The 25848-nt window shown below is 65.6% G+C and carries 27 protein-coding genes; 21 read left to right on the top strand and 6 right to left on the bottom strand.

The features are described 5' to 3' along the window. Positions 1 to 26 precede the first annotated feature (26 nt). The 3 genes from ACEN8G_RS10305 to ACEN8G_RS10295 all read left to right on the top strand — a co-directional run bounded on the left by ACEN8G_RS10305 (position 27) and on the right by ACEN8G_RS10295 (position 4190). Entirely contained in the window at positions 27 to 2615 is a 2589-nt protein-coding gene (locus ACEN8G_RS10305) for a TonB-dependent receptor (RefSeq protein ID WP_413414003.1), read from the top strand. Then, positions 2615 to 3436: a hypothetical protein gene (locus tag ACEN8G_RS10300; RefSeq protein WP_413414002.1), complete on the top strand. Its 822-nt coding sequence runs from the start codon at positions 2615 to 2617 to the stop codon at positions 3434 to 3436. Before ACEN8G_RS10305 ends, ACEN8G_RS10300 begins: the two co-directional genes overlap by 1 nt. A 70-nt stretch (positions 3437 to 3506) precedes the next feature. After that, positions 3507 to 4190, top strand: coding sequence for a hypothetical protein (locus ACEN8G_RS10295; protein ID WP_413414001.1), 684 nt, complete (start codon positions 3507 to 3509; stop codon positions 4188 to 4190). 304 nt (positions 4191 to 4494) lie between these two features. Here the strand turns inward: ACEN8G_RS10295 and ACEN8G_RS10290 are convergent, their stop codons facing one another. The 4 genes from ACEN8G_RS10290 to ACEN8G_RS10275 all read right to left on the bottom strand — a co-directional run bounded on the left by ACEN8G_RS10290 (position 4495) and on the right by ACEN8G_RS10275 (position 7825). Continuing rightward, positions 4495 to 4701: a hypothetical protein gene (locus tag ACEN8G_RS10290; protein WP_413414000.1), complete on the bottom strand. Its 207-nt coding sequence runs from the start codon at positions 4699 to 4701 to the stop codon at positions 4495 to 4497. A gap of 166 nt (positions 4702 to 4867) precedes the next feature. Continuing rightward, on the bottom strand, positions 4868 to 5797 hold the full coding sequence (locus ACEN8G_RS10285) for an IS1595 family transposase (protein ID WP_413413999.1): 930 nt from the start codon (positions 5795 to 5797) through the stop codon (positions 4868 to 4870). 105 nt (positions 5798 to 5902) lie between these two features. Further along, positions 5903 to 7123 carry an NADP-dependent isocitrate dehydrogenase gene (locus tag ACEN8G_RS10280; RefSeq protein ID WP_413413997.1) on the bottom strand — a complete coding sequence of 407 codons (1221 nt, stop codon included), beginning with the start codon at positions 7121 to 7123 and terminating at the stop codon, positions 5903 to 5905. A gap of 84 nt (positions 7124 to 7207) precedes the next feature. Next, positions 7208 to 7825: a class I SAM-dependent methyltransferase gene (locus tag ACEN8G_RS10275; RefSeq protein WP_413413996.1), complete on the bottom strand. Its 618-nt coding sequence runs from the start codon at positions 7823 to 7825 to the stop codon at positions 7208 to 7210. A gap of 151 nt (positions 7826 to 7976) precedes the next feature. Here ACEN8G_RS10275 and ACEN8G_RS10270 point away from each other — a divergent pair, with 151 nt between their 5' ends. The 3 genes from ACEN8G_RS10270 (at position 7977) to ACEN8G_RS10260 (ending at position 9995) form a co-directional block, all read left to right on the top strand. Continuing rightward, entirely contained in the window at positions 7977 to 8378 is a 402-nt protein-coding gene (locus ACEN8G_RS10270) for a hypothetical protein (RefSeq protein ID WP_413413995.1), read from the top strand. 61 nt (positions 8379 to 8439) lie between these two features. Then, on the top strand, positions 8440 to 9168 hold the full coding sequence (locus ACEN8G_RS10265; RefSeq protein ID WP_413413994.1) for a phosphatidylserine decarboxylase: 729 nt from the start codon (positions 8440 to 8442) through the stop codon (positions 9166 to 9168). 50 nt (positions 9169 to 9218) lie between these two features. Continuing rightward, positions 9219 to 9995 (top strand): CDP-alcohol phosphatidyltransferase family protein, encoded by a 777-nt coding sequence (locus ACEN8G_RS10260; protein ID WP_413414044.1) that lies wholly within the window; start codon positions 9219 to 9221, stop codon positions 9993 to 9995. Here the strand turns inward: ACEN8G_RS10260 and ACEN8G_RS10255 are convergent. Then, positions 9946 to 10164 carry a hypothetical protein gene (locus ACEN8G_RS10255; protein WP_413413993.1) on the bottom strand — a complete coding sequence of 73 codons (219 nt, stop codon included), beginning with the start codon at positions 10162 to 10164 and terminating at the stop codon, positions 9946 to 9948. The two genes, ACEN8G_RS10260 and ACEN8G_RS10255, sit on opposite strands and share 50 nt — an antisense overlap. A gap of 220 nt (positions 10165 to 10384) precedes the next feature. Here ACEN8G_RS10255 and ACEN8G_RS10250 point away from each other — a divergent pair, with 220 nt between their 5' ends. From ACEN8G_RS10250 to fabZ, 13 genes are all read left to right on the top strand, one after another. Next, positions 10385 to 10852, top strand: a complete 468-nt coding sequence (locus tag ACEN8G_RS10250) for a hypothetical protein (protein WP_413413992.1) — start codon at positions 10385 to 10387, stop codon at positions 10850 to 10852. Positions 10853 to 11024: 172 nt separating this feature from the next. Beyond that, positions 11025 to 11822 carry a 30S ribosomal protein S2 gene (gene rpsB, locus ACEN8G_RS10245; RefSeq protein ID WP_307119010.1) on the top strand — a complete coding sequence of 266 codons (798 nt, stop codon included), beginning with the start codon at positions 11025 to 11027 and terminating at the stop codon, positions 11820 to 11822. Between the two features lie 216 nt (positions 11823 to 12038). Further along, a complete protein-coding gene (gene tsf / locus ACEN8G_RS10240; protein WP_307119011.1) occupies positions 12039 to 12971 on the top strand; it encodes a translation elongation factor Ts in 933 nt (310 codons plus the stop codon). 239 nt (positions 12972 to 13210) lie between these two features. After that, positions 13211 to 15100 carry a beta-N-acetylhexosaminidase family protein gene (locus tag ACEN8G_RS10235; protein ID WP_413413991.1) on the top strand — a complete coding sequence of 630 codons (1890 nt, stop codon included), beginning with the start codon at positions 13211 to 13213 and terminating at the stop codon, positions 15098 to 15100. Between the two features lie 178 nt (positions 15101 to 15278). Then, on the top strand, positions 15279 to 16010 hold the full coding sequence (gene pyrH / locus ACEN8G_RS10230; protein WP_413413990.1) for a UMP kinase: 732 nt from the start codon (positions 15279 to 15281) through the stop codon (positions 16008 to 16010). A gap of 13 nt (positions 16011 to 16023) precedes the next feature. Then, positions 16024 to 16581 carry a ribosome recycling factor gene (gene frr / locus ACEN8G_RS10225; protein WP_413413989.1) on the top strand — a complete coding sequence of 186 codons (558 nt, stop codon included), beginning with the start codon at positions 16024 to 16026 and terminating at the stop codon, positions 16579 to 16581. A gap of 54 nt (positions 16582 to 16635) precedes the next feature. Continuing rightward, positions 16636 to 17367 (top strand): isoprenyl transferase, encoded by a 732-nt coding sequence (locus ACEN8G_RS10220; protein ID WP_413413988.1) that lies wholly within the window; start codon positions 16636 to 16638, stop codon positions 17365 to 17367. Beyond that, on the top strand, positions 17364 to 18158 hold the full coding sequence (locus ACEN8G_RS10215; RefSeq protein WP_413413987.1) for a phosphatidate cytidylyltransferase: 795 nt from the start codon (positions 17364 to 17366) through the stop codon (positions 18156 to 18158). The genes ACEN8G_RS10220 and ACEN8G_RS10215 overlap by 4 nt, the downstream gene beginning before the upstream one ends. Next, positions 18155 to 19312 (top strand): 1-deoxy-D-xylulose-5-phosphate reductoisomerase, encoded by a 1158-nt coding sequence (gene dxr / locus ACEN8G_RS10210; RefSeq protein WP_413413986.1) that lies wholly within the window; start codon positions 18155 to 18157, stop codon positions 19310 to 19312. Before ACEN8G_RS10215 ends, dxr begins: the two co-directional genes overlap by 4 nt. Then, the gene (locus tag ACEN8G_RS10205; RefSeq protein WP_413413985.1) at positions 19309 to 20442 is read left to right on the top strand and encodes a M50 family metallopeptidase; all 1134 of its coding nucleotides are present in this window, start codon (positions 19309 to 19311) and stop codon (positions 20440 to 20442) included. Before dxr ends, ACEN8G_RS10205 begins: the two co-directional genes overlap by 4 nt. Positions 20443 to 20510: 68 nt before the next feature. Further along, positions 20511 to 23282, top strand: coding sequence for an outer membrane protein assembly factor BamA (bamA, locus tag ACEN8G_RS10200; protein WP_413413984.1), 2772 nt, complete (start codon positions 20511 to 20513; stop codon positions 23280 to 23282). After that, a complete protein-coding gene (locus ACEN8G_RS10195) occupies positions 23282 to 24037 on the top strand; it encodes an OmpH family outer membrane protein (protein WP_413413983.1) in 756 nt (251 codons plus the stop codon). Before bamA ends, ACEN8G_RS10195 begins: the two co-directional genes overlap by 1 nt. Continuing rightward, on the top strand, positions 24034 to 24513 hold the full coding sequence (gene fabZ / locus ACEN8G_RS10190; protein ID WP_307119021.1) for a 3-hydroxyacyl-ACP dehydratase FabZ: 480 nt from the start codon (positions 24034 to 24036) through the stop codon (positions 24511 to 24513). The genes ACEN8G_RS10195 and fabZ overlap by 4 nt, the downstream gene beginning before the upstream one ends. A 76-nt stretch (positions 24514 to 24589) precedes the next feature. Here the strand turns inward: fabZ and ACEN8G_RS10185 are convergent, their stop codons facing one another. Next, complete coding sequence (locus tag ACEN8G_RS10185; RefSeq protein WP_413413982.1) at positions 24590 to 25036, bottom strand: hypothetical protein; 447 nt, start codon at positions 25034 to 25036, stop codon at positions 24590 to 24592. Positions 25037 to 25162: 126 nt separating this feature from the next. Between ACEN8G_RS10185 and rpmE the strand changes: the two genes are divergently transcribed. Beyond that, positions 25163 to 25393, top strand: coding sequence for a 50S ribosomal protein L31 (gene rpmE / locus ACEN8G_RS10180; protein ID WP_086130097.1), 231 nt, complete (start codon positions 25163 to 25165; stop codon positions 25391 to 25393). A 139-nt stretch (positions 25394 to 25532) separates the two neighbouring features. Further along, a complete protein-coding gene (locus ACEN8G_RS10175) occupies positions 25533 to 25790 on the top strand; it encodes a PilZ domain-containing protein (RefSeq protein WP_413413981.1) in 258 nt (85 codons plus the stop codon). Positions 25791 to 25848 lie beyond the last annotated feature (58 nt).

The following is a 25848-nucleotide window of genomic DNA, read 5'->3' as shown; positions in this document are numbered from 1 at the left end:
CGTGCCCAGGACATAAGGGGTCGACAATGCGCACCATACGCACGCTTGGGATGCTCGGCATCTCCGCGCTTTCCTTCACCATCGCCAATGCGGCGCACGCGCAGAGCGTGGCGGACGACACCGAGACCGAGATCGTCGTCTCCGGCCAGCGCGCCAGCCAGCAGCGCGCGATCGACGCCAAGCGTACCGCGATCGGCATCCTCGATGTCGCCGCCGCCGACGAAATGGGCCGGCTGCCGGATCGCAACGTCTCCGAGGTGGTGGAGCATCTCCCGGGCGTCGGCGTCACCTATGACCAGGGCGAGGGGCGCTATGTCGCGATCCGCGGCGTGCCGTCGAATCTCAACAACTATACGCTGAACGGCATGGAGATCGGCAATCCGGACGGCACCACCCGTTCGCTGCCGCTCGACATCGTCTCGGGCCAGCTGCTCAACCGCGTCGAAGTCTCCAAGGTCAAGACCGCGGACATGGACGGGCAGGGCATCGGCGGCACGATCAACCTGGTCTCGCAGACCGCGTTCGACTTCCGGGAGGCCTTCGCCTTCTCGGCGAGCGCCAAGGCGGGCTATCAGGAGCTGAACAAGAAGGTGCCGGTGCAGGGCGACGCCAGCCTTGCGGCGCGCTTCGGGGCCGACGAGCAGTTCGGCCTGGTGCTGGGCGTCAGCTATTCCTATCGCGACTTCAACAGCGAGGGCTTCTATCCCGACAACTGGAAGCCCGACGCGCGGTTCGCGCGCGGCGGTACGCCCGACAATATCAAATACACCGAATATTCGCTGGCTCGCCGCCGCCTGGGCGGCACCGGCTCGTTCGACTGGCATCCCAGCGACCGCCAGACCTTCTATGTCCGCGGCTTCTATTCGAAGTTCACCGAGGACGAGGTCCGTCCGCGCTACCGGCTGGATTTCACCACCACGGCCTTCACGGTGAACCCCGATGGCCTGACCGGCTTCACCAACGGCGTGGCGAGCAGCGCCACCGGCACACCGGGTTCGGGCCCGGAGCGGCGCGAGGATTTGCGCCTCGACTACAAGGCCAAGTGGCTCGCCAGCGGCATGGTCGGCGGCACGACCGAGTTCGACGGCTTCAAGCTCGCCTATGAGGGCGGCTACAGCCGCAACCAGACGCTCGACCAGTTCCCGATCTGGCAGTTCCGCTGCAACCCGGGCCGGGTCACCTTCGACTTCAGCGAACCGCTGTACGTGGCGAAGCCGGACACCGAGTGCACCGCGAACCAGATGCAGTTCCGCCAGTATCAATATTCGCACCAGCTCAACGACGAGACGATCTGGCAGGGCAAGGTCGATGGCACGATCGATGTGAGCGACATCGGCTTCGTCAAGTTCGGCGCAAAGTATCGCAACACCGACCGCAGCTTCGACCAGGACACGCCGACCTGGGTGCGCGCCTCGGCGACGGCGAACCGCTGGACGCTGGGCCAGTATAATCTCGGCGGCGCGGCGGTGTGCGTCTATCCGGACAATACCGGCCGCTGCTTCAGCAATGGCCCGACCTTCGACATCCCGGCGCTGCAGGCCTTCACCGCCCAGCATCTCGGCGACGCGCTGATGCCGCTCGACGCGGCGACGACGCTTGCCAACAACAGCCTGTCCGACTTCCGGCTGAAGGAGAAGGTGTGGGCCGGCTATGTGATGGCCAACCTGACCTTCGGCGCGGTCACCGTGACGCCGGGCCTGCGCTACGAGCACACCAGCCTGGACGATCGCGGCAACGCGCTGCGCGGCGGATCGGCGATCGTGCCCGTGGCGACGACGAACAGCTATGACGATTTCCTGCCTTCGCTGGTCGTCAAGATCGCACCGTCGGACCGGGTGATCGTCCGCCTGGCCTATTCGCGCAGCCTGGGCCGGCCGGAATATTCGAGCCTCAACCCCGGCGGCTCGATCAGCGCGCTCGGCACCGACAACAGCGCCTCGTTCGGCAATCCCGACCTGAAGCCCTATCGCGCCGACAATCTCGACGCGATGGCCGAATGGTATTTCGCGCCGGGCGGCCTGTTCAGCGTCGGTGCCTTCGCCAAGTTCATCAAGAACCCGATCTTCAGCCAGGCCACCGTGCTGACCAATGCGACGATCCTGGGCGTCACCTATCCCACGATCAGCGTGAGCCAGCCGTTCAACGCCGACAAGGGCGACATCATCGGCATCGAGGCGCAGTACCAGCAGCAGTTCACCTTCCTGCCCGGGCTGCTCTCCGGCTTCGGCATCCAGCTGACCGGCACGCTGACCGACTCGAACCTGAAACTGCCGAACGGGCGCACCTCGACCTTCCCGAGCCAGTCGCGCTACCTCTATGGCGCCGAGATCTTCTACCAGCGCGGGCCGGTGGAAGCCTCGGTCGCCTATCACAATACCGGCCATGCGCTGATCGCGGTCGGTGATCCTGCATATAACGACCAGTATAATGACGATCTGCGCCGCTTGGACGCCAAGGCGAGCGTCGCGATCCTCAAGGGCGTGCGCATCTTCGCCGAGGCGCAGAACCTGACCGACGAGCCGACCCGCCAATATCAGGCCGGCAACCCCAACTGGATCATCCAGAACGAGCGCTATGGGCGGACGTTCTACATGGGCGTGTCGGCGAAGTTCTGATGCTGGTCGCCTCGATCCTGCTCCTGGCCGCCGCACCCGGCGGCCAGGATGCATCGCCGCCGCTTCGCGAAGCTCCCACGCTCGCCCCGGCCGAAGTCACCGCGCGCTGGCCCGCCGAGGAAGCCAAGCAGGGTGTTGTCGCCGATGCCCGGCATTTCTACGCGATCAGCAACAACCTGATCGGCAAGTATGACAAGAAGACCGGCAAGCGCATTGCCCGCTGGGAGGGCGACAAACGGCTCTACCCGCACATGAACTCCTGCGTCATCGACGGCACGATGCTGGTGTGCGCCGCGTCCAACTACCCCGCAGTGCCGATGGCGAGCGCAGTGGAGTTCTTCGACACGCGGACGATGCAGCATGTGAAGAGCGTCGCGCTGGCGCCGTTCCCGGGCTCGCTCACCTGGATCGAGAGCAAGGGCGATCACTGGTGGGCGATGTTCGCCAACTATCCTGCCGATCATGGCGGCGAGGGCGGGCGCGACCATCGCTGGACGGTGCTGATGGAGCTGGATGCGCAGTTCCAGCCGCTCCGTTCCTGGCATTTCCCGCCGGAGCTGCTCGCGCGGTTCGCGCCGATGAGCAGCTCGGGCGGCTCCTGGGGCAAGGACGGGCTGCTCTACGTCACCGGGCATGACCGGCCGGAGCTCTATGCGGTCAAGCTGCCTGAGGCGGGCACCTTGCTCGAATGGGTGGCGACGGTGCCGATCCCGACCAACGGCCAGGCAGTGACCTGGGACCCGGTGCAGCCGCGCACGCTCTGGTCGATCGAGCGCAAGGCCCGTCAGGTGGTGGCGAGCCGGATACCGTCGGTGCGCTAAGCCCGCCGCTTCGACGGACAAAAGAAAGGCGATATTGTAGTTCGCGTACCCAGCGTGTTATGCTGCCTAAGTGGCAGACGATTCTTCGGATAGCGATCCCATCGCGGCGCTGTTGGTGGCTGGCCTTGCGACGCAAACCTATACTCCCCCCGTTCCCACCGACGAGAGGCAATTCGACGGCATCACGCCGGAGGATTACCATACCTATCTAGAGCCAAGCGCCACCCTACAAGCGATGCCATTCGGCTTGGCAAATTATGAGCAACTTTGGCGCGAGCTGCGGAACGACCGCTACAAGGCCGCGGCTGATGAGGTGGTTTGGGCCTACAAGGGCAAGACCGGTCGCGACAGATTTGCGGTGCTGGACCACTGGATATGGACCATCTTCAAACCTGAGATTGGCTCCGATTTCTGGCAGACCGGTTACTTCGACACCCACATACCCGTCGAGGGCGCTTACAGCGTTTCATCTTCCGGATGGATTCGGGTTTTCGGTACTCGTTTTCTAATCCAGGGCGCGACCGCCGTTCCTAAGATTGCAGGGCCTGACGCTACCGAATCGCGGCCTACTGTGTCGCGAGCGGAGCTAGCGAGCTGGCACGAGGTATTTCGCCAAGTGCATCCCGATGCGCCAGAAGCGCTCGCGCTGCGCTCGGCTACGGCGATGTTTCCCGACAAGCGAGTTCCTCGCGAGTATGTCCGCGAATTGCGCGGCCCTCAAAAGCGGGGAAGACCGGCAACTCGCCACGATTAGCCGCGAATTATCGGCGATTTTGCCGCGATATTAGACGGCGGTTTTTGGGCCGCGGAAAATGCCTCCATCAACACGGGAGGCACGACATGCACACCCTCAGGAGAGATAGCACCTACCGCGTGATGCCTGCGCTCGCGGTGGGGATGAAACGCAGAGACCGCCACAACTCTGGACGGGGAGCGGCAGCGGTCTCAAGTGGGCACATCGCCTTTTCGTGCGCAGGGGGCGGGCTGGAGCCGGGTGACGGATTCCTACCTGTACGCCTTCGGGTCCGATCCCCGACGCCTCCACCGCATAGCATCAACTACCGATCAATGGAATCCTTGCGCTTGGGCTCGGGCGTGACGGTCGTGGATGGTGGTGTCAGCCCGTACTTTTCGTACAGCTCCTTCTTTGAGAGCGGCTTCGACTGCTTCGCTTCAAGGGCCTGAACACGGTTCTCAAGATCGGACACGCGAGGATCGCTGCAAGCAGATGCCATCAGCAAAGCGAGAACGATAGCCAAGCGCATCAGATCTACTCCTTGTCAGTCTTTACCTTGCGAACCAGTCTATCAAACGCCGCGTCGGCCTCGGTGGGGTTTAGTTCGCCAGCATCGATGAGCCTTTGAGCGTTTCGCTTGAAACGCTCGCTCTGCTCCTCCGGTGTCTCGCTGTGCTGTTTCTTGGGCATGGCGCTTAGGCTCCTGCGTTAGTCCTCGCGTAGGTGAGGCGCTTTCCGACCACGCCGGTAAGCAGAATGTCGGCGCGTTCTGTGTCGCCGATGCCGTGCGCAACGCGGTTGTTATAGCGGAACTCGAACTCAGCGAGGTAGCGGTGAAGGTGTTGCTCGCCACAGTGCTGGTAAACGCCCTTCATGCCGCGCTTGAAGATGCTGAAATAGCCCTCGACGGTGTTGCTGTGGATCGTGCGGTCCTCAAGGTTCACGTACTGGCCCTTGCCGTGGCTGGTGGTACCGTGCGCTGCGAAGTGATCCCTGAGGAAGCGATAGCCGCTATGTTCGTCGGTCATAATGCGAGCTTCGCGCGCGACGTTCTCAAGCACGATCGGCATAAGGGTCGCAGCGTTGACGTTATCAACGACCATTGTGCGCGCGGTCCCGCTATCGCGGTCCAGCAGCGCCAGAACCTTCATCTTGTGGTGGAATGCGCGCTTCTTTTCCACGCCCTTCAACTGGCCGATGAAGGTTTCATCAACCTCCACGGTGCCGCCGCCAGTGCCGAACATACCGCCATCGCTCGAACGCATCGCTTCGCGGATGCGCTGCGACATGAACCAAGCGGTCTTGAGGGTAACGCCCAAAATCCGATGAAGCTGGTTGCTCGAAATGCCCTTCTTGCTGCCAGCGATCAGATACATCGCCTGAAGCCAGACGTTCATCGGAATGTGGCTGCTCTCGAAGATGGTGCCGACCTTCACGGTGAAAGGCTTGCGGCACTGGTAGCACTTGTAGGCACCAATGCGGGTGCTCTTGCCCTGCATCTTGCTGATGCGCTCGACGCCGCCGCAGTGAGGGCACACCGGGCCGTTGGGCCAGATGCGCGCCTCAACGTAGGCGTAGGCGGCCTCTTCGTTATGGAAGTGCGGTGCGGAAAGGTTGCTGCTCATGACATGAATCCTGCGCTTTTGCGTGGGTGCGTCAAGTATAATAACGCCAAAAGAAAAGGGGGAGCGTCGCCGCTCCCCCTTCGCATTTCCGGCGGTGCCGAAGGCTTACGCCCAGGCGGCCATCTTGGCTTCGAGGTTCTCGCGGATCGCCTCGAAGAACTGCTCGGTGGTCATCCAGGGCTGGTCCGGACCAATCAGGATCGCGAGGTCCTTGGTCATCTTGCCGCTCTCGACGGTCTCGATGCAGACGGCCTCGAGCGTCTCGGCGAAGCGAGTGACGTCCGGGGTGTTGTCGAACTTGCCGCGGAACGACAGGCCCTGGGTCCAGGCGAAGATCGACGCGATCGGATTGGTCGAGGTCGCCTTGCCCTGCTGGTGCATGCGGTAGTGACGGGTGACGGTGCCGTGGGCGGCTTCCGCCTCGATCGTCTTGCCGTCCGGCGACATCAGGACCGAGGTCATCAGGCCGAGCGAGCCGAAGCCCTGGGCGACGGTGTCCGACTGGACGTCGCCGTCATAGTTCTTGCAGGCCCAGACGAACTTGCCCGACCACTTGAGCGCCGAGGCGACCATGTCGTCGATCAGGCGGTGCTCGTAGACGATGCCGGCGGCCTTGAACTTGTCGGCGAACTCGGCGTCGAAGGTCTCCTGGAAGAGGTCCTTGAAGCGGCCGTCATAGGCCTTGAGGATCGTGTTCTTGGTCGACAGGTAGAGCGGCCAGCCGCGGTCGAGCGCGTAGTTCATGCTCGCCTTGGCGAAGTCGCGGATCGACTCGTCGAGGTTGTACATGCCCATGGCAACGCCGGCGCTCGGGAAGTCGAACACTTCATATTCGAGCTCGTCGCCATTGGTGCCGACCCACTTCATCGTGAGCTTGCCGGCGCCGGGGACCTTGAAATCGGTCGCGCGGTACTGGTCACCGAAGGCGTGACGGCCGACGACGATCGGGTCGGTCCAGCCCGGGACGAGACGGGGAACGTTCTTGATCACGATAGGCTCGCGGAAGACGACGCCGCCCAGGATGTTGCGGATCGTGCCGTTCGGCGACTTCCACATCTTCTTGAGGTTGAATTCCTCGACGCGGGCCTCGTCCGGAGTGATCGTGGCGCACTTCACGCCGACGCCGTACTGCTGGATCGCCTTGGCGGAATCGATCGTGACCTGGTCGTCGGTCGCGTCGCGATTCTCGACCGAGAGGTCGTAATACTTCAGGTCGATGTCGAGGTACGGCTTGATCAGGCGCTCACGGATCCACTGCCAGATGATCCGCGTCATTTCGTCGCCGTCGATCTCCACGACGGGCGTTGCAACCTTGATCTTCGCCATTGCTCGCTGTTCCTTTTAAAGGGTTTGGGCGAGCGTCTAGGAGGATGGGGCGGGGGGATCAAGCCCGCCCCCCTGCAACCGGTATCAGTCGTTCCAGGCCCACCAGAGCTGCGCCGGCGGGATGTTGATCCACTCCATCGCGTGATCGATGTGCGACCAGTGCGGGGTGAGGAAGTTCTTCACGCGCGGGTTGTACTGGTAGACCAGGAAGGCGCCGCCCTTTCGGATGACCTCGCGGGTCGCCTTGGCGATCGCGTCGCCTACGCCCGGCGGAAGCGTCGAAAAGGGCAGTCCCGATGCGATGTAATCCGCATGTTCGAATCCATGATCGGCGACGATCTGCTTCACGTCCGCCGCCGAGCCCTGGATCGCGATCAGGCGCGGATCGGGGATGCTCTGCTTCAGGTAGCGGATGAAATCGGGGTTGGTGTCGATCACGATCAGCTTCGCGTCGGGGGCGAGTCGATCGAGGATCGGACGGGTGAAGGTGCCGACGCCGGGGCCGTATTCGACGAACAGCTTGGTGTTCTCCCAGTCGACCGGGGCGAGCATCTTGTTGATCACGAAGCGGGAGGAGGGCGCCACCGCGCCGACCATCACCGGTCGCTTGAGAAATCCCCGGAAGAACATGCCCCAGGGCGACGGCGCGCCGGCGGGGCGGCGGTTACGCGTACGGGCCTTCGCGGCGGTGGAAGCGGGCATGGGCGACCTTATTACAATTTGGGGACAGTCGCGGCATTTGGGCAATTCGAACGAACATGCAAGCGGCGTGGTTGCATTTCACCGCATCCGGGTGGTTCAGTTGTGGGCAAGTTAGGGTGCGTCATCCTTCTTCGCATAGGAGGGAGGACGCATGATCCTGACGATGATGGCGCTGTTGCTGGCGGTGCAGCAGCAGCAGCAGCGGGAGCCCGATATCGCGCGGGCGGAGATGCTTAGCACGGCGGACAGATTCGAACCGATCACCGACGCGGAGCTGATCGCGGTGGTCAAGGCGCCGTTCGATCCGATGAGCGACGTGCGCACATGGAAGCTTGCGGTGGGGCTGCACCGCGGTGTGCCGGTGGTCGCCACCTACACCTGCTCGGACCTGTGCCCGGACCATACCAAGCGAATCATCCGCTATAATTTGACCGCCGGCGCGGCGTGCGACCGGGTGGGCGGAGTCTCCAAGGACATCATCGTGCCGATCAGGATCGGCGCGGGACCGCGACGCTACTGCCTGCCGGCGGTGACGGCCCCGTTCCAGAACTAGGAGGGATAGAGCGGGCTGCACACGCGTTGTGTTGACCGCGACACGCAGCTAGAGCCTACCGATGGCATCTATCGACAAGCCCCCGCTCGGCACCCCCACGGTGAAATGGCGTTTCCCCGACATTCACCCCGAGGGCCGCAAATATGTGGCGATCGCCGCCGCGATCGCGCTGCTCAGCCTTTTCGTGTTCGATTTCATCACCTGGCCCCTGGTGTTCCTCACCTTCGGCGTCGCGGCCTTCTTCCGCGATCCGATCCGGGTGACGCCGCAGGGCGAGGGGATGCTGATCGCGCCCGCCGACGGGCTGGTCACGATGATCCAGCGCGTCGAGCTGCCGCCCGAGCTGCGGGGCCCGCAGGCGCTGGGCGAGGCGCCGATGGTGCGCGTGTCGATCTTCATGAGCGTGTTCGACGTGCACGTGAACCGCACGCCGATCACCGGCACGATCCGCCACGTCATCTATATCTCCGGCCGCTTCCTCAACGCCGATCTCGACAAGGCGAGCGAGGAGAATGAGCGCCAGCACTTCATCGTCGAGGACAAGAACGGGCTGCGCATCGGCTTTACCCAGATCGCCGGCCTGGTCGCGCGGCGTATCGTCAGCTTCACCAAGCCGGGCGACATGGTCGTGGCCGGCCAGCGCGTCGGCCTGATCCGCTTCGGCAGCCGCGTCGACGTGTTCCTGCCCGAGGATTACGCCGCCCAGGTCACGCTCGGCCAGCGCACGATCGCGGGCGAGACGGTCATCGCCAAGAAGGGGGCCGCGGCCGTCAGCGGCATCTCGCAGTGAGCGACCGACGCGGCGACACGCGGCTGCCGCGCACGCTGCGGCCGCGCCGCATGCGAAGGATGCGGCGGGTGCGGGGCATCCCGCTGCGGGCGATCGCGCCCAATGCCGTGACCGCGCTGGCGCTGTGTTCGGGATTGACCGCGATACGGTTTGCCATCGACGGAAAATGGGAACTGGCGGTTCTCATGGTGCTGATCGCGGGTTTGCTCGACGGTATCGACGGCAAGATCGCCCGGATGATGCGCGGCGAGAGCCGGTTCGGTGCCGAGCTGGACAGCCTGTCCGACGCGATCTCGTTCGGCGTCGCGCCGGCGCTGATTCTCTATCTCTGGTCGCTGCAGGCGATCGGCCGGTTCGGCTGGATGATCGCGCTGGTCCATGCCCTGTTCTGCGCGCTGCGCCTGGCGCGGTTCAACGCGCAGATCGACGCGGAGGAGCAGCCGCACAAGTCGGCGGGCTTCCTCACCGGCGTACCCGCCCCGGCGGCAGCGGTGCTGGCCTTGCTGCCGCTCTATCTCTGGCTGTTCACCGACGAGCCGCATCTGCGCTCGCCGGCGGTGGTGGCGCCCTGGACGGCGTTCATCGCGGTGCTGATGATCTCTAGCGTCGCGACCTTCGCGCCGCATGTCCGCCTGAAGCAGCGCATCCGCTTCGAGGCGATCGCCGTACTGGTGGTGCTGGTCGCGGCGCTGGTGGCCGCACCCTGGCCGACGCTGGCGGTGATCGCGATCCTGTACCTGGTCTCTATCCCGTTCAGCGTGCGAAGCTACCGCAAGGTCAGGCAGCTGCGCGCAGCGGGAACGGTGCGGGGCGGCGCGCCGGAGTAGCGTAGCGAACCGTAACACGGGTCGCGACCAGCTCGGGCAGCGGCTGGACGAGGTTGCGGCCGGTCAGCTCACGCATGCGGGGAAGTGCGGCGGCGATCGACGTGAAGATCGTCCAGCCCGCGATGGCAGAGGCGGCGGCGAACAGCAGAACGGTAAGCAATGCAGTCATCACTTGGCTCCCAAAACGCGCCAAAGCTGGCGAGAACCTTGCGATTCCAACCTATTGGCGCCCGCTGACGTTCCCTGTCCGCGTTGTGAGCCCTTTATGTTCCGCTAACGTTCCTGTGTCAAGCGTGTGTTCTCAGCTTGTTCCGGGTGGGTGGACCGTCGCTTGTCAGCGCACCCCGCATGCCCCTAGCATCCCGGCCAAAATGGGAGGGGTGGATTCCATGCGACTGAAGATTCTGGCGGCGATCACGGGTGTTGCGATGCTCTACACCGATGTCGCCGCGGCGCAGGCGATCAACCTGCAGAGCTGCCCGGCAACCAAGCTGGAGGCGAGCACGCTGATCTCGAAGCTCAAGCAGAATGGCGAGGCGCCGGGCGGGACGCTTTCCTTCGATGCCGGCAACCTGCGCTTCCAGGGCGACCCGGTGCAGGGCCTGTACACCAACCGGGACACCGGCTGGCTCCATATCCGCCTGCCGCGCGCGCCTTCCGCCTATGCGGCGGCGGTGCGGGCGGCGCATGCGGCCGATGCGGCGCGCATCAATTGCGACGAGCCCGACAAGGGCTGCTATATCCGCATGAACGACAAGCGGGCCTGGGGTCTCTACAGCGTCGACTTCTCCACCTTCGAGGGGCGTTTCGTGAAGGAAGGCGAGCCGGACGGGCGCTACTTGATCTGCTTCTACTGACGCCGCCTGGTTGAAAGCGGGGGCTGGGAAGACGCGGCCACGCACCCTTGCACTTCGCGGCGCCTTCGCGTAAGGGCGCCGCCTCAACCCCGCATGGGAAGCATCATAACCCGGTGCCGAACGCCGTTCGGTCACTCGCTTCCCAGAGGAACAACCGGAAGGAGTTATCCCTATGGCGGCACCTGTCGTCACCCTGCAGCAGCTGCTCGAATCGGGCGCGCACTTCGGTCACCAGACCCACCGCTGGAACCCGAAGATGAAGCCCTACATCTTCGGCGAGCGCAACGGCGTTCACATCATCGACCTCTCGCAGACCGTGCCGCTCTTCGCGCGCGCTCTCGAGTTCGTGAACTCGACCGTCGCCGCCGGCGGCAAGGTCCTGTTCGTCGGCACCAAGCGCCAGGCGCAGGAGCCGATCGCCGAGGCAGCCCGCCGCGCGAACCAGCACTTCGTCAACCACCGCTGGCTGGGCGGCATGCTCACCAACTGGAAGACCATCTCGCAGTCGATCAAGCGCCTCAAGACGCTCGAAGAGCAGCTCTCGGGCGACACGCACGGCCTGACCAAGAAGGAAGTGCTGCAGCTCACCCGTGAGCGCGACAAGCTCGAGCTCTCGCTCGGCGGCATCCGCGACATGGGCGGCCTGCCCGACGTGATGTTCGTGATCGACGCGAACAAGGAAGAGCTGGCGATCAAGGAAGCCAACACCCTTGGCATCCCCGTCGTCGCGATCCTCGACTCGAACGTCAGCCCGGACGGCATCGCCTTCCCGGTTCCGGCGAACGACGACGCCTCGCGCGCCATCCGCCTGTACTGCGAAGCGATCGCCATCGCGGCGACCCGCGGCAACCAGGACCGTCAGGCGAGCTTCGGCGTCGACCTGGGCGCCCAGGAAGTCGCTCCGGTCGAGCCGGCCCTGACCGAGGTTTCGGAGCAGGCCGTCGAGGGCGAGCGTCAGATCGACGCGTAAGTTGAAACTGGCTGTCTTCGAACTGACATAGGCGCGCACTAGGCGGCCGTCAGTTCGAAGGCGCCGATCCTTTCTCCCGTTCGTGCTGCGTTTGTCGAAGCACCGTCTTCCTTCCGGCGCCCGGCAAGAGAGAACGGACCTTCGACAAGCGCAGGGCGAACGGGTTTTACATAGATGGCCGGGCTACGCCCCGGCTGCCAGCTAGAGGAATTGAACATGGCCGAGATCACCGCAGCAGCCGTGAAGGAACTCCGCGAGAAGAGCGGCGCCGGCATGATGGACTGCAAGAAGGCGCTGGCCGAGACCAATGGCGACATGGAAGCCGCAGTCGACTGGCTGCGCACCAAGGGCCTCGCCGCCGCTGCCAAGAAGTCGAGCCGCACCGCCGCTGAAGGCCTGGTCGGCCTCGAAGTCTCGGGCACCAAGGGCGTGGCCGTCGAAGTCAACTCGCAGACCGACTTCGTCGCCAAGAACGAGATCTTCCAGACCTTCGTTCGTGACGTGACCTCGGTCGCGCTCGAGCTGGGCGACGATCTCGAGACGATCAAGGCGGCTCCGCTGCCGGCCGGCACCGTCGAGGAAGTGCTGACCAACAACATCTCGACGATCGGCGAGAACCAGGTTCTCCGCCGCGCCAAGAAGGTCGAAGTCGCCAACGGCGCGGTGATCCCGTACGTCCACAACGCCGCGGCCCCGGGCCTGGGCAAGATCGGCGTGCTCGTCGCGCTCGAGTCGGACGCCGCTGCCGACGTGCTCGAGCCGCTCGGCAAGCAGATCGCGATGCACATCGCCGCTGCCTTCCCGCTGGCGCTGTCGGTCGAGGATCTCGATCCGGAGCTGGTCGAGCGCGAGGCCGCGATCCTGCGCGAGAAGAACGCCGACAAGATCGTCGGCAAGTCGGCCGAGGTTGCGGAGAAGATCCTCAACGGGCCGATCGAGAAGTTCAAGAAGGAGAACGCGCTCCTCACCCAGCTCTTCGTGATGGACGGCAAGACCCCGGTCGCCGACGTCATCGCCAAGGCTGGCAAGGACGCCGGTGCCTCGATCGTGCTGAAGGACTATGTCCGCTTCCAGCTCGGCGAAGGCATCGAGAAGGAAGAGAGCGACTTCGCCGCCGAAGTGGCTGCGACCGCTGGTCTCACCAAGTAAGGTCTTCCCGGACCTGAATGCGCGGGCGCTGTCACCCCAGGGTGGCAGCGCCCGTTTGCGTTTCCGGGCATCGCCCGGCTGCCGCCGGGGCATCGACCCTCTCGACAATGTTCGCTTGGTTTCCTACCAATCTAATACCACTATCGGCAGGAGCCTTGTTCATGCGCATGTCCCGTTCCCTTCACGTTGGTGTCGTCATGGGGCGGGGTGCCGTGCTGGCTCTGGCAATGGGGAGCGCGATGCCCGCGCTCGCGCAGGTCTCGACCGCGCCGGCGATCTTCCCGACGCCGGCGGCGATGCGGCTGACTGGACCGGACTTCGCGCTGGGTGAGACGGTAGTGCTCGTGCGGGCGAAGGGCGTGGATGCGGCGACCGAGAAGCTGGTCCGCGAGGTCCTAGTCACCGCCGGCGTGCGTGATATTCGGGTTGCGGCGGCGCTGCCGAAGCGGCTCGACGCGACCTATGTGGTGATCGGCGTGGGCGATGCGGCGCCCGTTCGCGATGCGCTGGCCCGGACGGGCGCGTCGGTGCCCGAGCAGGACGAGGGCTATGCGCTGGCCAGCCAGGCGAGCGACGGCGGTGCGCTGTTGGTGCTGGCGGGCAGGGACTGGGACGGCCTCTACCATGCCGCGCAGAGCTTCCGGCAGATCGTGGCGCGCGGGCGCGCGTCCTCGGTCACTGTCTCCGATTATCCGGCGATGCCGGTGCGCGGCACGATCGAGGGCTTCTATGGCAAGCCCTGGTCGATGGCCGAGCGGGAGGACCACATCGCGTTCCTCGCCCGGTTCAAGGCCAACACCTATATCTACAGCCCGAAGGACGATGTGTTCGCCCGCGACAAGTGGCGCGAGGCCTATCCCGCCGACACGCTGCAGGCGCTCGGCAAGGTGGTGGACGTCGCCAATCGCGAGCATGTCAATTTCGTCTATGCGATCTCGCCCGGGCCGACGATCTGCTACAGCGATCCGAAGGAGCTGGACGCGGTGCGCCGCAAGTTCGCCGCGCTGCGCGGGCTGGGCGTGCGCAGCTTCTATGTCGCGCTCGACGACATCGAATATACCAAGTGGAACTGCCCGGCCGACGAGGCCGAGTTCGGCAAGCCCGGCCAGAAGGCGGCGGCGGCGGCGCAGGCCAGCCTGCTCAACGCGGTCCAGGGCGACCTGGCTGCGGCCGGCCATGGCTCGCTGACCATGGTGCCGACCGAATATTACAACACCACCGAATCGCCCTACAAGGCGGAGCTGCGCAAGGCGCTGGATCCGCGTGTGGTGGTGCAATGGACCGGGACCGATACGGTGCCCGCCGCGATCTCGGTCGCCGATGCCAAGAGCGCGACCAAGGCGTTCGGCCGCAAGACCCTGCTCTGGGACAATTACCCGGTGAACGATTATGGCGAGACCGCCGGGCGGCTGCTGCTGGCGCCCTATGACCGACGCCAGGCCGGGCTTTCGACCGAGCTGGGCGGCATCGTCTCCAATCCGATGAACCAGGAAGTGGCGAGCCGCCCTGCGGTGGCCGGCGTGCTGGCCTTTTCGTGGAACGACCGCAATTACGATGCCCAGCGCACCTGGCGCGCGGCGGCGTTCTATTTGGCCGGCGGCGATGCCGGGACGGCCGAGGCGCTGCTCACCTTCTTCGACACCCAGCATGTCGCGCCGACCTTCGGCCATCAGCCCTGGCAGCCCCAGGCCCCGAAGCTCAAGGCGCTGATCGACACCGCGCGCGACGCGCTGGCGGACAATGATCCGCATGCGATCGCCAGGTCGCTCGGCGCGCTCGGTGACGCTGCCGACGCCCTGACGGCAGCACCCGACCGGATCCGCGCCGGTGTGGTCATGCCGGGCTTCGTCCGCGAGGCCGGGCCGTGGCTCGACGCCGCCGAGCTCTGGGGCCGGGCGCTGCGCCTGACGGTGGACGGCCTGACCGCTGCCCGCGCCGGCCAGCCGGGTGCAATGCTCTCCTTCGCCGCTGCGGCTGAGCTGGCGAAGAAGGCCGCGGCGATTCGCTCGATCCCCGGCGCCACCCGCCCCGAGGGGCCGATAAAGGTTTCGGACGGTGTGCTGGACCGCTTCGTCAGCGATGCGCCGGGGCTGGTCTATCTGGCGCCTGCGGTTTCGCCGAAGGACTGAGGCCACCTTGTTCCCCGGCTTTCGCCGGGGAACTGGAAAGTACTCTGGCATCATCCACAGCTGTTACCGTTGTCACGGCAAGGCGCGCGGCAAATAGGCCGTGCGCCCGCTTGTCCCTTTGTGCGCGCTCCTCTAGGGTCCGCGCCGCTCCCAGTATCCGTAGTAACCAAAGGCTCCGATGACCGCTCCCCGATTCAAACGCATCCTCCTCAAACTCTCGGGCGAGGTCCTGATGGGGCAGGGGCAGTTCGGCATCGATCCGGACACCTGCGAGCGCGTGGCGCTCGAAGTGAAGGACGCCAAGGAAAGCGGCCTCGAGATCTGCATGGTCGTCGGCGGCGGCAACATCTTCCGCGGGCTGGCAGGCGCTGCGCAGGGCTTTGACCGCGCTTCGGCCGATTACATGGGCATGCTCGCGACGGTGATGAACGCGCTGGCGATGCAGAACGCGCTCGAGAAGATCGGCGTGGACACGCGCGTCCAGTCCGCGATCCCGATGGCTTCGGTGTGCGAGCCGTACATCCGCCGCCGTGCCGAGCGCCATATGGAGAAGGGCCGCGTCGTGCTGTTCGCGGCCGGCACCGGCCTGCCGTTCTTCACCACCGACACCACCGCGGCGCTGCGCGCGGCCGAGATGCAGTGCGACGCGCTGTTCAAGGGCACCTCGGTCGATGGCGTCTATGATGCCGACCCCAAGAAGGTGCCGAGCGCAAAGCGTTACGATACGCTGGATTACAACCGCGTCCTCGCAGACGATCTGAAGGTGATGGACGCCTCTGCCGTGGCCCTTTGCCGCGACAACAACATCCCGATCGTCGTGTTCAACATCCGCGACGCGGGCAACCTGACCCGCGTGCTGCGCGGCGAGGGCACCTCGACGATCGTCCAGAACGAAACCCAATTCGCATAAGAAGGAGCCGATAATGGCCGCTTACGACAAGGCCGACCTCGAGCGCCGCATGAACGGCGCGGTGGAGTCGCTGAAGCATGACCTGCAGGGCCTGCGCACGGGCCGGGCGAGCACCACGTTGCTCGATCCGGTGACCGTCGAGGTGTACGGTGCGCATATGCCGATCAGCCAGGTGGCGACGGTCGCGGCGCCCGAGCCGCGCCTGCTCTCGGTGACGGTGTGGGACAAGTCCAATGTCGGTCCCGTCGAGAAGGCGATCCGCTCGGCCGGCCTCGGCCTCAACCCGATCACCGACGGCCAGACGCTGCGCCTGCCGATCCCGGACCTGACCGAGGAGCGCCGCAAGGAGCTCGCCAAGCTCGCCAGCAAATATGCCGAGGCGGCCCGCATCGCCGCGCGCAACGTGCGCCGTGACGGCAATGACAGCCTGAAGACCGACGAGAAGAAGGGCGTCTTTTCGGAAGACGAGCGCAAGCGCCACGAGACCGAGGTGCAGAAGCTGACCGACAGCACGATCGCCGAGATCGATGCGGCGGCGGCGGCCAAGGAAAAGGAAATCCTCGGCAAGTGAACCCGGCCCACGCCCTGTCTGTTGCTTGCCGGAATGACGTCAGTGGCGCTTTCGATGGCCGCTAAGCCCGCTCCCGCGTCGGAAGGCGCCGCGCCCCCGCGCCATGTTGCCATCATCATGGACGGCAATGGCCGCTGGGCGAAAAAGCGCCTGCTGCCGCGCATCGCCGGGCACAAGCAGGGCGTCGAGGCGGTGCGGCGGATCAGCCGCGCCGCGCGCAAGCTCGGGATCGAGGTGCTGACGCTCTACGCCTTCTCCTCGGAGAATTGGCGGCGGCCGGAAGAGGAGGTGCGGGACCTGATGGGCCTGCTCCGCCACTTCCTGGCGAGCGAGCTGGACGAGCTGGTCTCCGAGGGCGTGAAGCTGCGGATCATCGGCGCGTGGCGCAAGCTGTCGCCCGACCTGGTCGCGATGATCGACGGTGCGATCGCGCGCACCGCCAACAATCCCGGGCCGACTTTGGTGATCGCGCTCAACTATGGCGCCCAGGCCGAGCTGGCCGAGGCGGCGCGGATGCTGGCCGAGAAGGCGAAGGCGGGCGAGATCGATCCCGCTGCGATCGACGAGAAGGCGTTCGAGGCGGCGCTCGACACGGGCGACCTGCCGCCACTCGACCTGCTGATCCGCACCTCGGGCGAGCAGCGCCTGTCGAACTTCCTGCTGTGGCAGGCGGCCTATGCCGAATTCCTGTTCACCGACACGCTGTGGCCGGACTTCGACGAAAAGGCGCTTGCCGACGCGCTCGACCAATATGGCCGCCGCCAGCGCCGCTTCGGGGGCCTGTGAGCAAGACCGGTTCCGAGCTCGCCACCAGGCTGGGCGTCGCCTTCGTTTTGATCGGCCTGGCCTTTGCCGCGCTCTATTCCGGGGGCGTGGGCTTCTGGATGGTGGTCAGCGTGATCGGCGTGCTGATGATGGGCGAGTGGGCGATGCTCGCCGGCGCCAATCTCAAGGGCAAAAGGCTCGCTCAATATGCGATCTCGGTGCCGCTGGCGGCGATGCTGCCGGGGCTGGCGCCCGAGCTGGGCAGCGTGGGACAGGAGTTCCTGGCGCTCGGCCTGATCATCGGCGTGTTCTTCTTCCTGGCGATCGTCGCCAAGGGCGGGCAGCTCGCGCTGGGCGCCTTCTATGTCGGCCTGCCGGTGCTGGCGCTGGTGACGATCCGCGAGCAGCCCGTGCAGGGCCTGTTGCTGACCTTCTGGGCGATGGCGCTGGTGTGGGCGTGCGACAGCGCCGCCTATTTCGCCGGCCGCGCGATCGGCGGGCCGAAGCTTGCCCCGGCGATCAGCCCGAACAAGACCTGGGCGGGATTCCTGGGCGGCGTGGCGGGTGCGACACTGTTCGCCTTCGCGCTGGTCTGGTTGTTCGACCTGCCCGTGGCGCTGGCCTGGGCGACGCCGGTCCTCGCCGTGCTGGCGCAGCTCGGCGACCTGTTCGAGAGCCATCTCAAGCGCTGTGCCGGTGTCAAGGATTCGGGCAATCTGCTGCCCGGCCATGGCGGCGTGCTCGACCGGCTCGACGGGCTGGTCGCGAGCGCGCCGGTGGCTGCCCTGCTGGTGCTCTGGCTCGTCCGATGAAAAGCGTGACGATATTGGGCGCCACCGGATCGGTGGGCAGCTCGACGCTCGACCTGATCGAGCGCGAACCCGAGCGATTCGAAGTGGTTGCGCTCACCGCCAATTGCGATGTCGAGAAGCTCGCCGCGGCGGCGATCCGCACCAATGCGCGCCACGCCGTGGTCGCCGACGAGAGCTGCCTGCCGGCGCTGCGCGAGCGGCTGGCGGGGACGGGGATCACCGCTGCCGGTGGCCCGCAGGCGGTGTGCGAGGCGGCGCGGATGGGTGCCGACTGGACGATGGCAGCGATCGTCGGCCTCGCCGGGCTCGGCTCGGCGATGGCGGCGGTGGAGCGGGGCGGCACGGTGGTGCTCGCCAACAAGGAGCCGCTGGTCTCGGCCGGCGATCTGGTCACCGCGGCGGCACGACGCCACGGCGCCACGATCCTGCCCGCCGATTCGGAGCACAATGCGATCTACCAGTGCTTCGATTTCGAGCGGCCGGAACGCGTGCGGCGGATCATCCTGACCGCGAGCGGCGGCCCGTTCCGCGACTGGGACCTGGAAGCGATGCGCGGCGTGACGCCGGCCCAGGCCTGCGCGCATCCCAACTGGTCGATGGGCGCCAAGATCTCGGTCGATTCGGCGACGATGATGAACAAGGGCCTCGAGCTGATCGAGGCGGCGCGGCTGTTTCCGGTGGCGAACGATGCGCTGGAGATTCTCGTGCATCGCCAGTCGGTTATCCACTCGATGGTGGAATATGTCGACGGTTCGGTGCTGGCCCAGATGGGCCCGTCCGACATGCGCGTGCCGATCGCCCATACGCTGGCCTGGCCCGACCGGATGGCGACGCCGATGCCGCCGCTCGACTTTGTGGCAATGGCAAGGCTGGACTTCGAGGCGCCCGATCCGGTGCGTTTCCCGGCGTTGCGGCTGGCGCGCGAGGCGCTGGAGGCGGGCGGTGCCCGTCCGGCGATCCTCAATGCGGCCAATGAAGTGGCGGTAGCGGCCTTCCTTTCGGGCCGGCTCAACTTTCTTGAAATTGCCGCAATCTCTGCCGATACGCTTGACCGCTATGACCCGGTCGCTCCGGAAAGCCTCGAAGCCGTTTGGGCAATCGACGCCGAGGCTAGGCGGATCGCGGGCGAGCGTGTGAAGGACGGCGTCGCTTGATTCAAACTCCCGGCATCCTGGTCACCATACTCGCCTTCGTGCTGGTGCTCGGGCCGCTCGTGTTCCTGCACGAGCTCGGCCATTACCTCGCCGGGCGGTGGTTCGGCGTGAAGGCCGAGGAATTCTCGATCGGCTTCGGCCGCGAGATCGCCGGCTTCACCGACAGGCGCGGCACCCGCTGGAAGTTCGGCTGGCTGCCGCTCGGCGGCTATGTCCGCTTCGCCGGCGACATGAACCCGGCCAGCCAGCCTTCGCCCGAATGGCTTTCGCTACCGGCCAGAGAGCGGGCGCAGACCTTCCAGGCCAAGGCGCTGTGGCAGCGCGCGATCATCGTCGCCGCCGGCCCGATCATGAACTTCCTGGTCGCGATCGCGATCCTCAGCACCTTTGCGGTCGGCTATGGCAAGGTGGTGACGCCGCCGGTGATCGCCAGCGTCGCGCCGGGGAGCGCGGCCGAGCGCTCGGGCCTCAAGGCCGGTGACCGGATCGTCGCGCTCGACGGGCGCCAGGTCGGGGACTTCATCGATATCGGCAGGTTCGCCATGCTCCGCTCGGGCGAGACGGTGACGGTCGAGTATCAGCGCGGCGGCCAGACCCTGCGGACCAGCGCGACGATCGGCTCGCTGACCGAGAAGGACCGGTTCGGTAACATCACGCATCGCGGCGTGCTGGGCATTGGGCGCGGCGCGTCGGAAGTCAGGCCCGTGGCGCTCTGGGAAGCGCCGGGCGAGGGGATTTCGCAGACGATCGGGATCGTGCGGACCACGATCGAGGGGCTGCAGCGGATCATCCTGGGACGCATCCCGGTGACCGAACTGGGCGGCCCCCTCAAGATCGCCAAGGTCTCGGGCGAGTTTCTCGCAATGGGACCGGTCCAATTGGTCTATCTGATCGCGCTGATCTCCATTAATCTGGGATTCATCAACCTGTTGCCAGTTCCGGTGCTGGATGGCGGCCATCTGCTGTTCTACGCAGTAGAAGCCGTCCGCCGCCGCCCGGTGGAGCCGCAGGTTATGGAGTGGGCGTACCGGGGCGGTTTGGTCGCAATTCTCGCGCTCATGCTGTTCGTTACGTTCAATGACCTCGGCACGTTCGGCGTGTGGAGAAATCTGGCCGGGTTGATCGGCTGATGTGGTTCGTGCAGGGCGGTGCAAGCCGCGTGGCTGACGGCCGGTATTTTGATTCCGACTGGGGTGGGATGGTGACTGCGATCAAGGCAACGAAAATCGGCGCGCGCGCCACGGCGACGACCCTTCTCGCGAGCACGATGCTCTCGGGCATGGCAGTCGCGCAGACCGCGCCCCAGACGGCTCCGGCGGCTACGCCCCCGGCAGCCCAGGCCGCGCCCGCTCCCGCGGTGCCGGTACCTGCAGCACGGACGATCAAGTCGATCCGCGTGCAGGGCTCGCAGCGCATCGAGCCGGAAACGGTGATGAGCTACACCCGCCTGCGCGTGGGCGATGCCTATACCAACGAGACGATCGACCAGGCTATCAAGGACCTGCTCGCTTCCGAGCTGCTCGCCGACGTGACGATCGAAGGCGTCGAGACCGGCGACCTGGTGATCCGCATCCGCGAGAACCCGGTGATCAACCGCGTGATCTACGAGGGCAACAAGCGGCTCAAGGAAGACAAGATCAAGAAGGAAGTGAAGCTGGCGCCGCGCCAGATCTTCACCCGCACCGCGGTCCGCGCCGACGTCGCGCGCATCGTCGAGCTCTATCGCCGCCAGGGCCGCTTCGCCGCCGTGGTCGAGCCGAAGATGGTCAGCCTCGACCAGAACCGCGTCGACGTGATCTTCGAGGTCCATGAGGGCCCGAAGTCCAAGGTCCGCCAGATCAACATCATCGGCAACGAGGTGTTCTCGGACGGCAAGCTGCGCAGCGAGATGGCGACCAAGACCGCCAGCCTGATGCACCTGATGAGCTCGAACACGAGCTACGACCAGGATCGCCTGGCCTATGACCAGCAGAAGCTGCGCCAGTTCTACCTGACCAACGGCTATGCCGATTTCCGCGTGATCTCGGCCGTGGCCGAGCTGACCCCGGACAAGAAGGACTTCATCATCACCTACGTGGTGGAGGAAGGCCCGCGCTACAAGTTCGGTCCGGTCACCGTCGACAGCGCGATCCGCGACTTCGACGACAAGAAGCTCGCCGCCGCGCTGAGCATCAAGGAAGGCGACTGGTACAATGCGAAGGCCGTGGAAGACACGGTCGAGCAGCTGAGCGAGACCGCCGGTATCGCCGGCTACGCGTTCGCCGATGTCCGCCCCGACTTCCAGCGCGACAAGGAATCGCTGACGATGGGGATGAATTTCCACATCGCCGAGGCGAACCGCACGTACATCGAGCGCATCGACATCACCGGCAACCGCCAGACCCAGGACAAGGTGATCCGCCGCGAGTTCCGCGTGGCCGAGGGCGATGCCTTCAACACCTTCCTGGTCAAGCGCTCGCAGGACCGCATCAACTCGCTCGGCTATTTCCAGGACAAGTTCGAGATCGAGCGCGCCGAAGGCTCGGCGCCGGACCGCATCGTGCTCAAGGCCAATGTCGAAGAGCGCGCGAACGGCGAACTGACGCTGTCCGCCGGCTTCTCGAGCCTCGAGCAGTTCATTCTCCAGGCGTCGATCCGCCAGCGCAACTTCCGCGGCATGGGCCAGACGGTCTCCGCCTCGGTCGACTATTCGAGCTATTCGAAGTCGGTCGAGCTGGGCTTCACCGAGCCCTATCTGTTCGACAAGAACATCGCGCTGGGCGGCACGATCTTCCGCCGCGACTATAACGCGTTCAACTATATCGGCTCGGATCGCTCGACCACCTACAGCCAGGTCTCGACCGGCTTCCAGGTCGTCGCAGGCGTGCCGCTGACCGAATATTGGACGCTGTCGGGCCGCTACTACCTCGCCCAGGACGATGTGACGCTCGACAAGACGAGCTTCTACACCGACGGCGTCTGCGATCCGCTGAAGGCGGGCCGCTATTATTGCGAGGCCGTGGGCAACCGCATCACCTCGCTGGTCGGCGTGACGCTGACCTATGACAGCCTCAACAGCCGCCTGCGCCCGTCGCGCGGTCAGCGGCTGTCGCTGAGCGGCGACTTCGCCGGCGTCGGCGGCGACGTGCGCTACCTGCGTGCGCGCTTCGACGGCGACAAGTACTGGAATGTCGGCAGCGGCTTCATCGCCTCGCTGTCGGTCGAGGGCGGCTATATCCACAGCCTGGAGAAGAGCCGCGGCGCGGGCATCGATCCGGTGCGCATCACCGACCGCTTCTACCTGGGCGAGCCGCAGTTCCGCGGCTTCGACATCCGCGGCGTCGGCCCGCGCGTCCAGCGCATCAACTATACCGGCGATCCCACCGCGGGCACCCAGCTGCTGGTTACCGACCGCGACCAGATCATCGACGATGCGATCGGCGGCAAGGCTTACTACCTGACCAAGGCCGAGCTCGAGATCCCGCTGGGCGCCGGTGCGGCCGAGATGGGCCTGCGTCCGTCGATCTTCGTCATGGCGGGCAGCCTGTTCAACATCACCCGTCCGGGCAAGACGATCGAGTTCGCCCAGGCCAAGGACGCCAGCGGCAAGCTGCTGTTCAACCAGGACGGTTCGCCGACGCTGCTGCCCAAGGACAATTTCCTGAAGGACGGTTCGGGCAACCAGCTCTACATCGTGAGCGGGTCCGACCCGACCTATTCGGGCTTCTACACGACCTGTAAGGTCGGTTACGCCGCCAGCGCGACCGCGCCGTGCGTCGGCACCTCGATCAACGCCATCGCCAATTCTCCGATCACGCCCTTCTACGAGCGCTATGTGGGCGACAGCGCCTCGCCGCGCCTGTCGATCGGCTTCGGCGTGAACTGGAATTCGCCCTTCGGCCCGCTGCGTATCGACGTGGCCAAGACGTTGCTCCACGCCAAGGGCGACGACACCAAGCTTGTAACCTTCAACGTAGGGACTCAATTCTGATGATTACCAAGAAGCGCATCTTCGCCGCGCTGCTCGCGGCGCCCGCCGCGCTTGTCGTCGCGGCTCCCGCGCACGCACAGGTCAACGGCATTGCCACCGCCAGCCCGGTCCGCGTGATCGATGCTTCCAAGGCGTTCAATGCTGCCCAGCAGCAGATCCAGACGACCTACAAGACCGCCTTCGAGCAGATCAACGCGCGCCGCCAGGCCGCGCAGAAGGAAGCCGAGCCGCTTCTCGCCCAGCTCGACACCAACAAGGACAAGAAGGTCGACGACAACGAGCTCAAGGCGGCCCAGACTGCCAAGAACCCGGTGCTCGACAAGATCGCCGCGCTCCAGAACGCTGCGAACACCGACGTCCAGAAGCTGAGCAACCCGGCCGCCCGCGCCGAGCTGTTCGCGATCGAGTCGATCCTGCGCCAGTATGAGCCGGCCCAGCTGCGCGTCGTCACCGCCCGCAAGATCGGCGTGGTGCTGTCGCCGGAAGTGTTCATGTACGCACCCGATTCGGCCGACATCAGCGACGCGATCACCGCCGAGCTCGACAAGGCGACGCCGACCGTGAGCATCCAGCCGCCGGCCGACTGGCAGCCCGCCCGCGAGACGCTGGCGCTGCAGCAGCAGCTCGCCCAGATCGAGCAGGTCCGTGCCTATCAGGCCGCTGCCCAGCAGCAGCGCGCTGCCGGTGCCGCTCCGGCTGCAGCCGCGCCTGCGCCTGCCGCTGCCGGCGCCAAGAAGCCCGCTGAGCCGCGGTGAGCGAGGAAGCAACGGCAGCCGTCGACATCGGCCCGCTTGACATCAAGCGGGTGATGGCGGCGCTGCCGCATCGTTACCCGATGCTGCTCGTCGATCGCGTCGAGGAGCTGGTCCCGGACCAGCGAATCGCCGCTATCAAGGCGGTCTCGATGAACGAGGAATTCTTCCAGGGGCATTTCCCCGGAAGGCCGATCATGCCCGGCGTCCTCCAGGTGGAGGCGCTGGCGCAGGCGGCGGGTGTGCTCGCGGTCGAGAGTCTCGGCCTCGCCGGATCGGGCAAGCTCGTCTATTTCATGTCGATCGACGGGGTGAAGTTCCGCAAGCCGGTCGAGCCCGGCGTGCTGCTCCGCCTCGAGGTCGAGTTCATCCAGAAGCGGTCGCGCGTCTGCAAGTTCGCTGGCAAGGCGCTGCTGAACGGTGAAGTCGCCACCGAGTGCGAGTTCACCGCGATGATCGCGGATCCGCCTGCGGCCTGATCGGCGATTGCATTGAGCCAGACGCCGGCGGATGGGGTGACCCCGTCTCGCCGGCGTTCTGCTGTCCGGCGTCCGGCTAGTCCGATGGTCTCGGGTTCCGGTTTCTGGCACGCTCCGCCCGGCGTTCGGCGGCTTTCTCCTGCCGTTCGAGCCGGCGTGCCTCACGCAGATAGCGTATGCGTTCGGACCGTGTGAGTATCGGCGCACCACCAACCACGATCTCATCCATCGACACATCCGATGGTGCGACCTGCGCGGCGGGCGCTTCCTGTGCCGCGGCGGGGAGCGCCGCGATGCTTGCCGCCAGCGCCGCCACGGCGATCACTGCTTTCCCGGCCGGGCGACGATAGGAAACGCATAGCTCGCCCTGCGCGGTGGCCAGGGTACGGAGCCGTTGCGCATCGCCGAGCGGATCGAGGTCAGTCACCCGCTTGCTGCATTCGCGGCAGAAGTCGCCGTCCATCACCGTATCCAGCCGGTCTGCGACGGGGCAGGGGCGGGCGATCTTGGGAAAGCTGTCCACGACGTTGCTCCCGGTTGCGTCCTGTCAGCCTATATTGAGGCTTGGCCGTTGCCTAGCGGCTTCGTCTCTGCTAGGCGCGCGCCTCCTCTGCCGGTCGGAAACCGGTGGCTTTGCAAGGAATTCGACGTGAAGAAAGATACCCACCCCGACTACCACATGATCAAGGTGCAGATGACCGACGGCACCGTGTACGAGACCCGCTCCACCTGGGGCAAGGAAGGCGACACGATGACCCTCGACATCGACCCGCTGGCGCACCCGGCCTGGACCGGCGGTTCGCAGCGTCTTCTCGATCAGGGTGGCCAGGTCGCGCGCTTCAACAAGCGCTTCGGCGGCCTCAACCTCGGCAAGAAGTAAAATTCTGGTGGGCTTTCGGCGCGTTACCTCGTTAACGCGCCGTTAGCCAGCCGAGGCTAGCTTGTCGGGCATGGCAAGCGCAGCACGAGCATTCGCAGCGGAATTCGAACCGGCCGAGGAACTGGGCCGGCGGCGTTCCATGCGTGCGCCGGTTTCGCTCGACGCGAAGATCGGCCGCGGCGGACTGGACCGCGCGCTCTGCAAGGTGGTGGACGTGTCGCTGCACGGCGCGCGAATCCAGACCTATTCCGAAGTCCGCGCCAATTCGATGATCTGGCTGGCGCTGCCCAATGTGGGGCATGTCGCGGCTCGCGTGGTCTGGTCGAACGATTTCGAGGCGGGCCTCGAATTCCAGACCTCGCTTACTCCCGAAGCTTTCGAGACACTTACGGCATAACGATGGCACCACGCGCCGAAAGGAGGCGCGGGGCGATTGCGCTTGTGTTCAAACTAAG

The sequence above is a fragment of the Sphingomonas sp. Sphisp66 genome, assembly GCF_047324325.1.
Classification (GTDB): domain Bacteria; phylum Pseudomonadota; class Alphaproteobacteria; order Sphingomonadales; family Sphingomonadaceae; genus Sphingomonas.
Note: the sequence above shows the minus strand (reverse complement) of the source record. Positions and strands in the feature narration are given on the sequence as shown.